Annotated in this window: 18 protein-coding genes; 16 read left to right on the top strand and 2 right to left on the bottom strand. The window is 29.9% G+C overall.

Annotated elements, in window-relative coordinates; genetic code table 11:
- Positions 1–4 precede the first annotated feature (4 nt).
- The 11 genes from Q1B05_RS05980 (at position 5) to Q1B05_RS05930 (ending at position 9,547) form a co-directional block, all read left to right on the top strand.
- On the top strand, positions 5–1,147 hold the full coding sequence (locus Q1B05_RS05980) for a hypothetical protein (protein WP_299778624.1): 1,143 nt from the start codon (positions 5–7) through the stop codon (positions 1,145–1,147).
- Between the two features lie 2 nt (positions 1,148–1,149).
- Entirely contained in the window at positions 1,150–1,380 is a 231-nt protein-coding gene (locus Q1B05_RS05975; protein ID WP_299778622.1) for a hypothetical protein, read from the top strand.
- A gap of 116 nt (positions 1,381–1,496) precedes the next feature.
- Complete coding sequence (locus Q1B05_RS05970; protein ID WP_299778620.1) at positions 1,497–1,919, top strand: hypothetical protein; 423 nt, start codon at positions 1,497–1,499, stop codon at positions 1,917–1,919.
- A 436-nt stretch (positions 1,920–2,355) separates the two neighbouring features.
- A complete protein-coding gene (locus Q1B05_RS05965) occupies positions 2,356–2,760 on the top strand; it encodes a hypothetical protein (RefSeq protein WP_299778618.1) in 405 nt (134 codons plus the stop codon).
- Between the two features lie 247 nt (positions 2,761–3,007).
- On the top strand, positions 3,008–3,439 hold the full coding sequence (locus Q1B05_RS05960; RefSeq protein WP_299778616.1) for a hypothetical protein: 432 nt from the start codon (positions 3,008–3,010) through the stop codon (positions 3,437–3,439).
- Positions 3,440–3,725: 286 nt separating this feature from the next.
- Positions 3,726–4,745, top strand: coding sequence for a hypothetical protein (locus Q1B05_RS05955; protein ID WP_299778614.1), 1,020 nt, complete (start codon positions 3,726–3,728; stop codon positions 4,743–4,745).
- 457 nt (positions 4,746–5,202) lie between these two features.
- Entirely contained in the window at positions 5,203–5,826 is a 624-nt protein-coding gene (locus Q1B05_RS05950; RefSeq protein WP_299778612.1) for a hypothetical protein, read from the top strand.
- Positions 5,827–5,926: 100 nt separating this feature from the next.
- On the top strand, positions 5,927–6,343 hold the full coding sequence (locus tag Q1B05_RS05945; RefSeq protein WP_299778610.1) for a hypothetical protein: 417 nt from the start codon (positions 5,927–5,929) through the stop codon (positions 6,341–6,343).
- Positions 6,344–6,735: 392 nt separating this feature from the next.
- Complete coding sequence (locus tag Q1B05_RS05940; RefSeq protein WP_299778608.1) at positions 6,736–7,899, top strand: outer membrane beta-barrel protein; 1,164 nt, start codon at positions 6,736–6,738, stop codon at positions 7,897–7,899.
- Between the two features lie 82 nt (positions 7,900–7,981).
- Positions 7,982–8,680, top strand: coding sequence for a hypothetical protein (locus Q1B05_RS05935; protein ID WP_299778606.1), 699 nt, complete (start codon positions 7,982–7,984; stop codon positions 8,678–8,680).
- 471 nt (positions 8,681–9,151) lie between these two features.
- Positions 9,152–9,547, top strand: a complete 396-nt coding sequence (locus Q1B05_RS05930) for a hypothetical protein (protein ID WP_299778604.1) — start codon at positions 9,152–9,154, stop codon at positions 9,545–9,547.
- Positions 9,548–9,552: 5 nt separating this feature from the next.
- On the opposite strand, the gene Q1B05_RS05925 is transcribed toward Q1B05_RS05930, so the two are convergent.
- Entirely contained in the window at positions 9,553–9,963 is a 411-nt protein-coding gene (locus tag Q1B05_RS05925; RefSeq protein ID WP_299778602.1) for a hypothetical protein, read from the bottom strand.
- A gap of 39 nt (positions 9,964–10,002) precedes the next feature.
- Positions 10,003–11,217 carry a metallophosphoesterase gene (locus Q1B05_RS05920; RefSeq protein WP_299778600.1) on the bottom strand — a complete coding sequence of 405 codons (1,215 nt, stop codon included), beginning with the start codon at positions 11,215–11,217 and terminating at the stop codon, positions 10,003–10,005.
- A 224-nt stretch (positions 11,218–11,441) separates the two neighbouring features.
- On the opposite strand from Q1B05_RS05920, the gene glp reads away from it, so the two are divergent.
- From glp to cobA, 5 genes are read left to right on the top strand one after another with little or no spacing between them, the layout of a single operon-like run.
- On the top strand, positions 11,442–12,626 hold the full coding sequence (gene glp, locus Q1B05_RS05915) for a gephyrin-like molybdotransferase Glp (RefSeq protein WP_299778598.1): 1,185 nt from the start codon (positions 11,442–11,444) through the stop codon (positions 12,624–12,626).
- Positions 12,616–12,954, top strand: coding sequence for a LysR family transcriptional regulator (locus Q1B05_RS05910; protein ID WP_299778596.1), 339 nt, complete (start codon positions 12,616–12,618; stop codon positions 12,952–12,954). Before glp ends, Q1B05_RS05910 begins: the two co-directional genes overlap by 11 nt.
- Positions 12,941–13,687 (top strand): sulfite exporter TauE/SafE family protein, encoded by a 747-nt coding sequence (locus Q1B05_RS05905; RefSeq protein WP_299778594.1) that lies wholly within the window; start codon positions 12,941–12,943, stop codon positions 13,685–13,687. The genes Q1B05_RS05910 and Q1B05_RS05905 overlap by 14 nt, the downstream gene beginning before the upstream one ends.
- A complete protein-coding gene (locus Q1B05_RS05900; protein ID WP_299778592.1) occupies positions 13,687–14,271 on the top strand; it encodes a molybdenum cofactor guanylyltransferase in 585 nt (194 codons plus the stop codon). Before Q1B05_RS05905 ends, Q1B05_RS05900 begins: the two co-directional genes overlap by 1 nt.
- Positions 14,268–15,077 (top strand): uroporphyrinogen-III C-methyltransferase, encoded by an 810-nt coding sequence (gene cobA / locus Q1B05_RS05895; RefSeq protein WP_299778590.1) that lies wholly within the window; start codon positions 14,268–14,270, stop codon positions 15,075–15,077. The genes Q1B05_RS05900 and cobA overlap by 4 nt, the downstream gene beginning before the upstream one ends.

The raw sequence follows: 15,077 nt of genomic DNA, 5'->3' as shown, positions 1-15,077 counted from the left end.
GGATATGAATAAAACAAGCACATACATATATATCTATGTAATTATAATGTTAACTAATACAAAATTAGCAGCTCAAACGAATATCAATTCTATAATTCTTGATTCCGAAACAAAAAATCCTATTGAATTAGTCACCATTAACGATAAAAAGGATTATGCCGTAACAAATAAAGATGGAAGATTTAATTTTTTCACAAAACAAGACTCAATCACAATAAGAATTATAGGATATGAAACTCTTTATGATGTTACTTCAAATTTTATTAGCAAGGATACTATTTTATTGAAACCTAAACCTTTCATGCTTAAAGAGGTAATAATATCTTCTGAAAATTTTTTTGATAAAATGGCGAAAAAAGTTTTAACAGATTATGCTCTATTACCACATAAAGAAAGATTTTTTTTAAGAGCCCTTTTAAAAAGAAATAATGAAATTCAAAAATTGATTGATATAAATGGTTTATTAGAAAGAAAAACTTTATATGATACGGATAAAGTTCCAATGCCTAAAAAAAATTATAAGGTGCTAATAAATGGTTTAAGAAAGGCAGAAATATCTAGCGATGAATATGATTTTGAAATGTATGATTTGAAAGGATTTTTAAATTTTATAGCATCAAATAAAATGCCCCCAAGTGAGTTTGATTTTGAATATAAAACCAATAAAGATTCTACATACACAAAAGTCATAGCTATCCCAAAATCTAAAAATAATAAAACTAAGGGGTATTATATTGTAGACAGAAAGTCCTATAATTTTGATGAATTCTATGCTAATTATAGTAATCCACGAGCTGACTATATAGAAAAAAAGAACTTAAAATATCGTTTAACTGATTACACCTTGACAGTAACATTTCAAAAGAATCCTTTAAATGGGAAAAAACAGATTAAACAAGCTAAAGTCGAACAAAAAATAGAAGTAGCAACAAACCATTCTACAGACATTCTTAATATGTCTTATCATTTTATTGCTTTCCCTATTCCTAACAGCCAAGAAATCAAAAATAATACAAAACTTTCTAAAAACATATTTAAAATCAATGGCAAATACAATCCTCAAAACTGGAACAAACAGGAAACACTTTTAATAACTGAGGAAATTCAAAATTTTATTAAGAAAGCAAATTATAAGTTTGGGTTTTAACTATGAAAGATAAATACCAAAAAATATTTACAGATTATGTTAAAAATACTAATATAGCTAAAGGAGATAAGGATTTTATTTTGGATATTGATTTTATAAACAATAATCCAGATTTTTATCTTTTTTATCCCTTACTATTTTTAGAGTATTATGAGACAAAAAAAGACAAGGTTAACTTATTGTGCGTTGCTGGATATTTTTATTATCAATCAATAATTTTCTTAGACAATTAATGAAAAAGGAGAAAAGATTAAATGGTTGAAATACAATCCTAAACAAGAGATAAAAAAGCAGTTATGAGTAAAATATTTTTTTCAATTGCCGCTTTTTGTTTAAATTAAAAATGATAATGAAAAATTCAATTAAGATATTGATATTGCTTTTTGCACTTAATTCGTATTCCCAAAAAGAAAAATATTTATTATTTAATAAAAACAAAGATAGTATTGTAACTTTTAACAGTAGTAAAACTATATATTACTATATAGATAAAGATCGGTTTTTAATTACAGGAAGTCAAAATGATTTTAATATAGAAATTGATACGATATCTTTAGAAGAGATAAATAAAATTAAGTTTTATTCACCAGAAGAACTCTCAAAAGAAGGACATAATATTATTGAATCCATGAAAACCGAAAGTTTAAAAACGGGAAAATTAAAAATTATTTCTACTTATAATGAACTTTTTAAATCCATATATGTGATTGAGGAACTTACTTCTTCACGATTCAAAAGAACTCGCGTTTGGTGGGATGATATTAGTGGCTGACTTAATTAATTACTCTAAGCTAAAATTTAACAAATGTAAAACATGACTAAGTATTTATTTTATAGCTCCCGCTTAGCACTAGTATCTACTATTGATCTCATAGCATTCTATAAAAAAAGCCACACTCATAAAATATGATTTATTGTATTTTAGAGCTATGAACAAAAAAAAGATAAGCGATACTGTACATTAGAAATACTTAAGCTCAAGAAACTTTTAAATTAATGATACCTCTTAGAGTTTTACCATACATGTTTTTTGGTAGATCGACCTAGTAAACACTAGCATTAGCAGAGGTTAAAAATCAACTGGTTTATTTTATGAGGCTTAGTTTGGCGAGGATTAAAAGAACATAACGTTGAAGCCCACAAAGATATTGACCCTGAAAAAATTAAATAGTTAGAAACTGTAGATATATTAACCAAAGATTGTAAAAATGTTCAGTAATATAAAAGTTATTCTAACACTCTTAACACTATGCTTATTTTCTAAAATTCAAGCACAAACGAACGTAAAAGACACTCTATTTATAAAATACGATAAAAGGTATTTGATAAAAAAGACACATCCCTATAAGCATTATACTTATTATAGTTTTAAAGAAGATGTAAATTCAGAAGATATTTTTTATTTAATTGAAAAGCGTTTAAATCAAAAAGTTCGAATCAAAAATTATATAAACTTAAAAAAATTACTTAATTCAAAAGAAATTAGAAAAGGTATTAAAGGTAAAAAAGTGTATGACGATTGGGAATTGGCAGAGTATTTTAATAAAAAAACAGTGTTTTTAGTAAAAAAAGATTCAATAATAGAATTAGAACCAAATTATGTGATTGAATAAATACAAAGCAGAATACCTACTGTAGTAAAAAAACAACTAAAACCACTTTCACTTTTTACTATAGCACTTCTATCTCCCTTTACCTCATCCCCTTAAAAACACAAGTAATTACGGTATTACCGTAGCGACGTTATATTAAATTGTTTTATTTTTAAAGTAATATAATAACTCGAGAGCTTTACTGGATAAACTGAAGGTTATTTGTATTGAAGACGTTGGCGATAAGCTAGAAAATGACCAAACAGAAATGAATAAGGGAAAAAAAACAGAAAAAGGAAAAGCAATCGGAATAATCGTAGGAATAATTGCTTTTGCATTAACTTACTTTGGAACTCAACAACTTTTTAAGACAGACTTGGAATTTGAATTAAAAAATGCCGCGACAGAATTAAATAAACAAACGCCAATGCAAGCCGATCAATTCTCTCGATTGGATAGTGCTTCAACCAAAGGAAAAACGAATTTCATTTATCATTACACACTTTTTGACTTGGAAAAATCTGAAGTAAATTTAGATACCGTAAATAAATACTTTAAACCAAATTTAATTGAAAACATAAAAAATAGTCCCGAATTAAAATATTACAGAGATAATAATATCACCATGGACTATATGTATTATGATAAAAATGGAGATTTTGTTACAAAAATATCTGTGACACCTAAATTATATAAATAACAAAACACTAAACACCAACATAATATAAAAATAATCGATTAATTCGAAGCTTAACCAAAGGTTATTATGTGCTTGCAACACCTGATCTTACTCAAACAAATGATGATATCCCTACACCTTTTTATACCTAAAAAACACAGGTAATTACGGTATTACCGTAGCGACGTTATATTAAATTGTTTTATTTTTAAAGTTAATATAATAACTCGAGCGCTTTGCTAGACAGTCTTGTATTCACTTGTAATTGTATGTGTGTATGTTGCTAGTAATACAAAAAAATTAAAGCATGAAAACAACTTATAAAGTTCTATTACTAATAATATTAAATTTAATTTTCTCAAATAGCTACAGTCAATCTGAAAATTTAATTTTAGGAACTTGGATAAAGACAAATTTAAAATCAGACAGTAAGGAAATTAATGAATTTACTAATTTCCTAAAATATACATTTAAACCAAATGGTAAATTTTATTTATCCACATCATCAAAAGATTTAGGTATCGAATCTGATTACAACATAGAAAGTAAAACACTGCAATTAAAGTTTAACTCTCAAGAGATTTTAAAACTGGATAAAGATTCATTAATTATTCAAGATTCAAATAAAAAGGGAGCACTTACTACGCTTTATTTTATTAAAGAAGATGCATATATAAAAAACACTCTGACTCCGAATGACTTTTTCCTAAAAGATAAGGATACCATCTATTTCGAAAATGCATTAATCTCTCCAACATTTAAAAATAATCAATATAAAAATAGCTTCGACTTTATAACAGATAATATCAAACATAACACCAAGGATAAAGAAGCATATTCTTATGCTACATTTATTATTGACACAACTAATCAAGTCAAGGATATAAAAATATTTCATCACATTAATAAAAAATATGACTTAGATGTCGTTGAGGCTATAAAAAAGACTAGTGGAATGTGGCGTTTACCAACTATTAATGGTAAGAAAATACCTGTTTTAAAAACATGGTCTAAGCTGTATTATGAAATGCCAAATGTAAGAGGAATGAGTTCAAGATCTAGCAAGGTTACGGTGGTGACATCTAAACCTGAAAAATTCAATAAAAGATATTCTTTATTTTATAATGAAGCTGTTAAACAATATTTAAAAACAAATTATAAAAGTGCTTTAAACCTATTTCAACGCAGTGAAAACTTAACGGTAGATAAATTAAATTCAAAAATTCAAATAGCAAATTGTTACAAGTCTTTGCATGAGGATGAGGCGTACAATACCATTGAAAATTTAATTAAAAAAAGCAAGTTAGACTATGTGATGGATAAATAAAGCCAATACATATAAAAAAGTGTAACATTAAAACAAACAACATTTTTAGGTGTAAGATTGTACTAGACAGTTAAAGGTGAAGATGTGTCTTTGTTACCACAATACAAATTAAAACTTGAGTCATTACTTTAATCTGAAATTTAAAAAATACTAACAAATTCTTCCTGATAGCTCTAGCAAAAAAAAAAAAAAAAAAACAGACATAAATTTTGCATCACTCCACAACGCAGTAAAATAACCGTTGTGTTTCCCCTCTTCTTAACACACTTCTCCGTTTGTAACACATAAACTTAGCGCTCCAAACACTCTTATATTACATAAACTATTTTGCTTAATTACGGTTTCCCCGTAAATTAAATTTATTGAATTGTTTTATTTTTAAGCTTCTTAATTTAATAAGCTTCTTTACGGGATAAACTTATGTTTATTTTGGTTAATAGGAGTTAGCAAACATTTGATGAAACATATCTATCTAACATATTTCACTCTTTTAATTTCAATATTTGCCTACACTCAAAATGAAAAAGTAGAATCTTTAGAAAATCATAAGAAGGATCTCGAACTCAGAATTAAAATTTTGAAAGATTCTGTAAAAGATGTTGAGCTAAAAATATCAAGAATAGAGTCTGAAAAATTTTTAAGCAAAATAAAAGATTCTTCTTTTACTTCAATTGCAAGAAAGAGAGCTAAGCTTAAAAAAGAACCTAGTGTGTTTGGTGATATAATTACAACTTTTGATGAAGATAAAGAAGTTATTATAATAGGTTACAAAAATGGTTGGTTTCAAGTTTGTTATGGCTCATTTTGTGGGTTTATGAATGAGATTTGGATAAATCAAAATAGTACAACAATTAATTTTATTAAATCAATTGATACTAATACTAAACTTACTAACGAGATTAATAGTAAACCTTCTAATAAAGAAAATTCCAATTCAAGTCAAATTACACCTAATACTTACCAACCAAAAATAAAAAAAATCAGAAATTATAGAACCTATTATAGAGGGCCAAGAGGTGGATGTTATTATATTAATTCGAATGGTAATAAATCATATGTATCAAGAAGTCTATGTAATTAAAAACATTTGCTAAGAACGTCTATAACCAATTGCTAGTTGCTTTTTTGCTAACTCTGATTTTCCTTCGGAAAATCCTCGCATACAAACCCGCTTAAACCATATGAGAAAAATCACGTTATTTAGACCAAAAGAGAATTTTAACAAAAATTGTTCGTATGAAATATTAGTCGGAAAAAAATATCTGACTGAATTGAAAAACGGAGAAGAAAAAATTATTGAAATACCAAGCGAGTTTAAGAACGAAACTTTGAAAGCAAAAATTCAATGGTGTGGAAGTGAAAAAATGGAATTGCGAAATTTATCTGAAAACGGAAAAATAATTGTCTGTGGTAATAAATTTCTGAATAAAAAAATGCCATTATTTGGAGCAATGTTTCCGTTAATTGTACTTATGTTTTTTAATCTGAAAATTGTACCAAAAAATATCGGAATTGGAATTTTTGTGATTTTTTTGTTTGGAATTATTGGAACGATAACTATTTGGAGAAATAAATGGCTGAATATTAAAACGGAATGAAAACACGCATTACAACACCATATATAATTTATTGCTGGCTTTCTGCTTATCCATGAAAATCCTTACAGATTTTTTATCCGGTTTTTATTTGATTAAACCACTTAACAAACCACACACAAACTCGCAGGCATTAATTAAACACAACTATGGAAATAAGTTCAAATTCTATAATTCATTACACTAAAAAAGACATTAAGCTTATTAAATTATTCTAAATAACTATGCCCAACACCGCATAAAATTTCACCTGCCCCCCTTTACAAGTTTACAACAGGCCAAAAAAGCCGCAAAAAATGTAATTAATAAAAACTCACATCTTTTTTTACACTACTAATAATTAAAATCATTAGCTGTACAGACAACACAAAGTCTGCAACTGAAAAACCTACCAAATGAAAAAAATACTAACATTTGCATTATTTTTTATTCTAACCTTTAATATTTACGCACAAATAAAATTTGAGAAAGGATATTTTATTGATAATAATAATTTAAAAACAGAATGTCTTATACAAAATCTAGATTGGTTAAATAATCCTACAAAAATTAATTACAAACTAAATGAATCTTCAGAAGTTAGTGAACAAAGTATAAATACAATAAAAGAATTTTCAGTCAACACGACAAAATACATTAGGTTTTCATTAAACATTGATAAGTCGCCTGAACAAATTAATAAATTAAGTACTTTAAGAAAACCAATTTTCGTTAACGAAACCCTATTTTTAAAAGTATTAATTGAGGGTGAAGCTAATTTATATTATTATCAAGAAAACAATTTGCGTCGTTTCTTTTATACAGTATCTAATAAAGAAATTGAACAACTCATTTACAAACAATATTTAACTACCGACAACATAATTAAAAAAAATAACGGATTTAAACAACAAATATTAAACGAATTAAAGTGTCCTTCTATTTCTAAACAAAAAATTGAAAACTTAAAATATTATCGTAAAGATTTAATTAAATACTTTATACGTTTTAATGATTGTAAAAATTCAAATTACACTAAATATAATAACGAAAAAGAAAAGAAGGACCTATTTAACTTATACATTAGACCAGGAGTTAATCTTAGTTCTATAGACATTTCAAATAAAATATATAGTTATTTAAATATTGATTTTCCTAATAAAACAAATCTTAGATTTGGTGTTGAGGCCGAGTATATACTACCATTTAATAAAAACAAATTCGCTATTTTACTTGAACCAACATATCAATATTATAAAGAGTCTGATGATGTAGATTACAAATCAATAGAGTTACCTATAGGATTTCGATATTATTTATTTTTAAACGATAAATCAAAAATTTTCACTAACATTTCGCTTGTTTATGATGTTCCTATTAATTCAAGTATAGAGGATAGAACTGGGGATTTTGAGATTACATCAGGTATAAATTATGCCTTTGGTATTGGTTATAATTTTAATAAAAAATTGAGTTTTGAAATAAGGTATTTAACAACTAGAGACGTTTTAAAATCCTATCTAAGTAAAAAATCAGATTACAAAACGTTATCTTTTATTGTTGGATTTAATATATTATGAATGGAGGGAAATGCTTTTATACTTATTAACTATAAACAGGTTAAAAATACACAACTATTATACAAAACAGTAACAAACCATTATGATAGATTTATCTCATGCAGAGAATCAAATTCACTGGGTCTCGAATTTTCAAGATCTTATCTCGACACCTTTTCATGGAAAGGTTAATGCCAATTGTTGGACTCGTAAACTAATAGGTGATTTTTCTGAGATAGTTAAAAAAGTAGAACTAGACGAAAATATAGCAGAACTTAATCCAGAGGAACTTCGTGAACTTAAATTGAGTAAACAAGGGCAGCTTGCTCGTGAAATTCTTTTAAATGACTTGAAGGTGTTGAGAGCTCATGGCGCATCTCCAACACTTAATATAATCAAGTCTTATGAGAGAGATGATATTTACCCATTTTTTCCTACCGATGTTTATTCTTTTCATGTCGATCGCTCACCTATACCTACCGAAACTTTTTTATGCACTTACTACGGCGAGTCTAGTGAAATATTGCCAAATTCACAAGCCATACAAAAAGTGCTTGTTCCCGAGATACGTGATGAACTCAAAAAACTATATCAGGGAACAGATGAAGGTTTTGAATCTTTTTTAACTGAACATTTCTTTGATCTACACTATCAAGAAAAACCTGACGCACGCCCTATAACTTTAGGGCTCGGTCACCTATGGAAATTAGCCATAGACCATCCCGAAAGTAAAGTCCTTCCATGTGTTCACCGTGCACCTAAAGAAAAAACTGGACAAAGCAGGTTGTTGTTAATTTGCTGAATAAAAATCAATTAAAGGAAGTTTAATATTCAATTCTTTTGGATTATTATCTTTGTTGTTTATATAATTATATTTTGATCAAAACAATTACAATTTACCTTACATACCTTTTATAATCCCTGGTTGGTTCTTTTTGAGGTATATATATTATGATTAACTTTTATTCCTTTAAAATTATTATAACAAAATTAATATCTAATAGATAAACGGAACTAAATTTATATAAATAAAACTGCTAGAAGTATAAATGAAGTATGGCAATCACTCTTCAATATATTTTTAGCAGTTTACTATTTTAGTATCCCTATTTTTTTTTATCAGAAGAACGACTAATACATTTAAAAATTGTGTAAATTGGTTTCCTACAAATAGAACGTGACGCATTCTAAGCTTAAAATACATATGCCTCATTAAAAAGTGCACTTAGAATACCTCAACTTATCTAAATTAATAACTTACAACATACGCCCCATGATAAAAATACGCTATAAAAAGAAGAAGCTAAACATGAACCTTATAGCAGGAGTAGTCTGGAGTGTTATTGCCATTATAAAAATTAGCTTTACAGACCAATCTAAACTTAGCTTTCTTACTTACGGCTGGATTATTTTGGCTATTTTATATCTGAGTCTCTATTTTGTGCAACGCTTTACCTCCTATATGACCATTGAAAACAATGTGATTTCTAAACCTATACCGCTTCCAAAACAGATAGCTATTAGTGACATTACAGAAATAAAAAAGTTTAAATCTGGTTACAAGTTAATATCAGAGACAAAAACACTCGCTATTAATACTGAAATGATTAACGAAGACGACTTAGCTACCTTGCATACATTTTTAGACGGTATTCAGGTAAAAGCTTAAGACAACTATTCGTCTATCCCTGCACTATTAGATTCTAAATACTTAACGAGATCTGATGGGTTTGTAATAACTAGGCTTTCTTTTCCATTAATAACAATGCACCCCTTTAATACTTCGGGCTGGTTATGTAAAACCTTTATCCAATCTTCGGAACTTAATAGCGCGGCTTTGTTTCCAAAGTTTTTAACAAAGTTAGCATGCTCTTGATCTACCAGATCGGCTATATTAATATCTAATCGAGAGGCTAACTCTGCCCACTGCGTTCCTGTAACTTTAGTTTTCGAAATATCTACAGAAGCCAACGCCTTATCTGATGCATTTGCATAGGCTAACGTTTGTTTTCCTACAGATGTTTCTGAATTATAAATTAAAGTCATTTGATTTTTATCTTCTGCTATAACTCCCATAATATCCATAATTTGATTTTTTTAATGATTAATTCTATTTTTATTTTCTTAAGATTTTAATGTCAGTACCGTTATCTCGGGACGCATGCCCAATCTTCCAGGAAACCCTAACCAGCCTAATCCCCTATTTACATATAAATATTGTTGTGCTTCTTTATACAATCCTGCCCAATGTTTATACTTATATTGTATAGGGCTCCATGCTTTATTTTTAACTCGAAGTCCGGCTTGCATACCATGTGTATGTCCCGCAAGTGTTAAAGCAATATTGGTATGTTTTACAACCTCTTCGCTCCAATGTGTTGGATCGTGCGACATTAATATTTTAAAGTCGGTAGGTTTTAAACCAGACAGACTCTGTTTTAAATCTCCGTATTGTTTAAAGGGTGGCAGCCCCCAATTTTCGACACCAATAATATGAAGGTGTTCGTTGTTTTTAGAAATAATATCAGACGCATTCAGTAATAATTTAAAATGAATGGTGGTATAAAACTGTTTCAGTTGCTCTAAATTGTCTTGCTTATCGGCTTCATTTTTCCACAAACTATAATCGCCATAATCATGATTTCCTAAAATGGCATATTTCTTAATGTCCGGAGACAGTTTTAAAAAACAGGTTTCCCATCCGTTAAGTTCCCATGCGTAATTATTCACTAAATCGCCAGTAAAGCACAATACATCGGGTTTTAATTTATTAATAATGTTTATAACCCGATCTAACACCTTATAACGATAATTTAAGCTTCCTAAATGCAAATCGGATATATGTACCACACGCAAGCCTTCGAAGGATTTAGGTAAATCCTCATGCTGTACCGCAATATGATAAATTTTAAAATGATACACGGCCTTAAACACCGCATAAACAATAGCTCCGAAAGGTAAAACCCCAGCGATAACGCCTAAAACAGGAATTAACCACAATGGCAAGATACTAGTAAACATACGATTTGTAACACTTAAGATGGTAATAAACACTACAAACATAATTTTAGGTACAAAAGACGATACGGTCAAGCCATATAGCGACGAAATAAGTAACTGTTTACGTTTTACATCGATATGGTCTAAGCGGATTTTTAAAACAATAATGGCGGTAACTAGACCAAATGAAAAGAACACAAATAACCCATTAATAAGATGCTTATAAACATCTGCTTCTATCCATTGTAACACAGATTGCAACCAGTAAAACGTAATGGCATCTACCAGTAAAATAGCGACACAAAGCAATATAATTACTGATAACGGATACGATTTCATAAATCAAATAATTTAAAAGATTAAAATTACAATGTAATGTTTTGAACGCTTAACTCATTCGAATCTCATTGTAATTCGAAAACATGTTTTAATATAAATCACTGTAATTCTTTAGCGTATTATTAAAATAAAGAGCAATACTTAAAAACTACGTAAAAATACTTAGTTTATGTAATTTGAATGCTTTTATTCGTTATATTCGGCAGGACATAACGCTTTAATATATGATTTCAGTTCAGCAAGCCTTACACATTATAGATTCTACCATGATATCCCATCATATAAAAAAGGTAAAAATATCTAAAAGCTTAGGATCTATTTTGGCAGAAGACATTTCGGCACCTATTAATATGCCATCATTCAGACAATCGGCAATGGATGGTTATGCTATTATTTGGAGTGATAAAACAGATTACAAAGTAACTGAAGAATCTAAAGCAGGAGATGCAAAACACATTACGTTACCCCCTTTAGAAGCCGTACGTATTTTTACCGGAGCAAAAGTCCCAGATGATGCAGACACGGTTATAATGCAAGAACACGTTACAAGACAAGATAACACCATTACCATAACAAAAATGCCAAGACAGGGCGCGAACGTTAGACCTATTGGAGAACAAGTACATAAAGGAGATTGCGTATTAAAAAAAGGACTTGTATTAAACGAAGCCGCTATTGGCTTTTTAGCCGGTTTAGGCATTAAAAAAGTAGCGGTATACAACACCCCAAAAGTGTCGATTTTAGTAACAGGTAACGAATTACAAAAGCAAGGCAAACCGTTAAAGGAAGGTGCTATTTACGAAAGTAATTCGGTAATGCTACACATGGCATTACACCGATTTGGAGTACAAAAAGTAAAAACATTTACAGCCAAAGACACTTTAAAAGCAACAAAAAAAGCCATACATAAGGCATTAGATTATGGAGATATACTGTTAATTTCTGGAGGAATTTCGGTTGGAGATTACGATTTTGTAAAAGAAGCTTTAAACATAAACCATGTAGACGAATTGTTTTATAAGATAAACCAGAAACCTGGGAAACCACTTTGGTTTGGAAAGAAAGATCAGCAATTTGTATTTGCTTTACCAGGAAATCCGGCATCTGCTTTAACGTGTTTTTATGTGTACGTATTACCAATATTAAAAAAATATGCGGGCTATAACGCGTATCACTTACCAAGAATTCTAGCCAAAATAGATTCTGAATTTAAAAACACCACGGGAAAAACACTGTTCCTCAAAGCCTATTATAAGGAGGGCAACGTCAGTATTTTGCCGAGCCAGCAATCGTCTATGTTAAATACCTTTGCAACGAGTAATGTTTTGGTGACTATACCTGAAGATGTTGAATATATAAATAAAGAAGATAAAGTAACCTGTATACGTTTAGATGGCTATGGAAATTAAAAGTAGGATTTGGATTGAAAAAGATGGCAAGCCATTTATAGGTTATGGAAAAATTGAACTACTTAAGAAAGTGGAAAGTGAACACTCTATAACTGCGGCAGCAAAAGCATTAAAGATGTCGTACAAAAAAGCATGGAACTTATTAAACGACATGGAACAGTTAGCAGACCAACCCTTGTTAGTAAAATCTATTGGAGGAAAATCTGGAGGAAGCTCAACCTTAACCGACTACGGAAAACAACTCATTGAAGAATTTGAAGTATTAAATGATAAATGTGAAACCTTTTTAAATAACGAATTTAAACCCATTATAAATGGAATTTCTTAGCACTAACGTATTTATAGTATTTGCTGCGATTCTGGTATGTATTTCATTTTTATACGCATCGGTTGGGCATGGTGGCGCGAGCGGCTATTTAGCGTTAATGGCTTTATTTTCATTTCCCATTGTAATTATAAAACCAACAGCATTACTATTAAATATTTTTGTGAGTGGGATTTCGTTTTGGTATTTCAAGAAGAATAGACATTTTAAATGGAACCTTTTTTATCCGTTTGCAATCACATCTATTCCTGCTGCTTTTATTGGTGGTTATCTCACCATAAACACCACTTTATACAAGCAAATTTTAGGCGTATTTTTAATTATAGCCGTATTACGTATTTTAGGTGTTTTCGGAAAAGAACACACCACACAAAAGGCTGTAAATCTGCCTTTAGCTTTAATTATTGGTTGTGGTATTGGATTATTTTCTGGCATGATTGGCATTGGCGGTGGTATTATTTTAAGTCCGATAATTTTACTTTTAGCTTGGGGAACCACTAAAGAATCTGCAGCGGTATCTGCCCTATTCATTTTTGTAAATTCTGTGGCAGGCCTTGTAGGGTTTCTTTTAAAAAACGACAGTTTCCCTACCGAGTCTTTTTACTTGATACCGTTTGCTTTAATAGGAGGAACTCTAGGCGCTATTTTAGGCAGTCAGAAATTCTCTAATGTAAAATTAACCTACCTGCTATCGTTTGTATTAATACTGGCATCTATTAAATTATTTATGTTTTAATGCATACTCAAAAACACATATCAGTTTATATTCTTTGTGGCGGAAAAAGTTCTCGTATGCAAACAGAGAAAGGCTTGGTGGTGTTTAACAATAAGCCCTTTATTGAATGGATTATAGATGCGGTTAAACCTATTTCTAATCAGATATATCTCATTACAGAAAACACAGATTATAGTGTTTATAATTATCCGCTATTGGCAGACATCTATAAGAACAAAGGTCCTGTTGGAGGCATTCATACGGCATTAACACATACGAATACCCAACAAAACTTAATTTTAAGTTGCGATATCCCAATGATATCGACTCACATTATAAAACGGTATTTAATCAATTCAAAAGTGATTAATTCTAACATTGCTTTTGTATCAGACAGTACAAGAGACTACCCCTTAATTGGCATGTATAACGCGAATAATCTTCAGAGATTTGAAGAAGCTATTCAACAAAATCATTTAAAATTAATGCGTTTAATACAAGCATCCACCTATCACCGCATACAAGTGGCTTCTCGAGATTTTGAAGCCCTTAACAATATAAATACGCCTAACGAATTACAAAACCTAATACAGCGCAAACCATGAAAAACACAAATATAAAACCTAAAGTAACCCTTGTTGGCGCTGGTCCTGGAGATCCATATTTACTGACTTTAAAAGCCGTAAAAGCATTAAAAAAAGCCAAAGCGGTGTTATATGATGCCTTGGTGAATGAGGCCATTTTAGAACACGCCCCTGATGCAGTAAAACTATACATTGGAAAACGCAAAGGAAACCATAGCTATACGCAAGATGAGATTAATAATTTATTAGTGACTTACGCACAGAAATACGGCAAAGTAGTTAGACTAAAAGGTGGTGACCCCTTTGTATTTGGTCGCGGAAAAGAAGAAACCGATTACTTAGAACGTTTTAGCATTAAAACAGCAATTATTCCTGGAATTACTTCTGCAATAGCTGTTCCTGCTTCGGTTGGAATACCTGTAACACAACGCAGAGTCTCTGAAAGTTTTTGGGTCATTACAGGTACAACGTCTAGCCGCACATTGTCTAGCGATGTAAAGTTAGCTGCACAATCTACAGCTACCGTTATTATTTTAATGGGCATGTCTAAACTATCTGAAATTACAACTATCTACAAAGACAATAATCGTGCAGATATGCCCGTGGCAATTATACAGAATGGGACAAAAGAAGACGCTAAACAAGCTATTGGCACCATTGAAAACATAGTCGATTTAGTTAAAGACAAACAACTCTCGTCTCCCGCAATCATTATTATTGGAGAAGTGGTAAACGGACATAAAAGTTTACTAACCTATTTTAATGATCAGTTTATGGAAGACGATTTTATATATCAGAATTTAGACATAGAACCTATAACTCAATAA

It is taken from the genome of uncultured Formosa sp., from assembly GCF_947500765.1.
Classification (GTDB): domain Bacteria; phylum Bacteroidota; class Bacteroidia; order Flavobacteriales; family Flavobacteriaceae; genus Formosa.
Note: the sequence above shows the minus strand (reverse complement) of the source record. Positions and strands in the feature narration are given on the sequence as shown.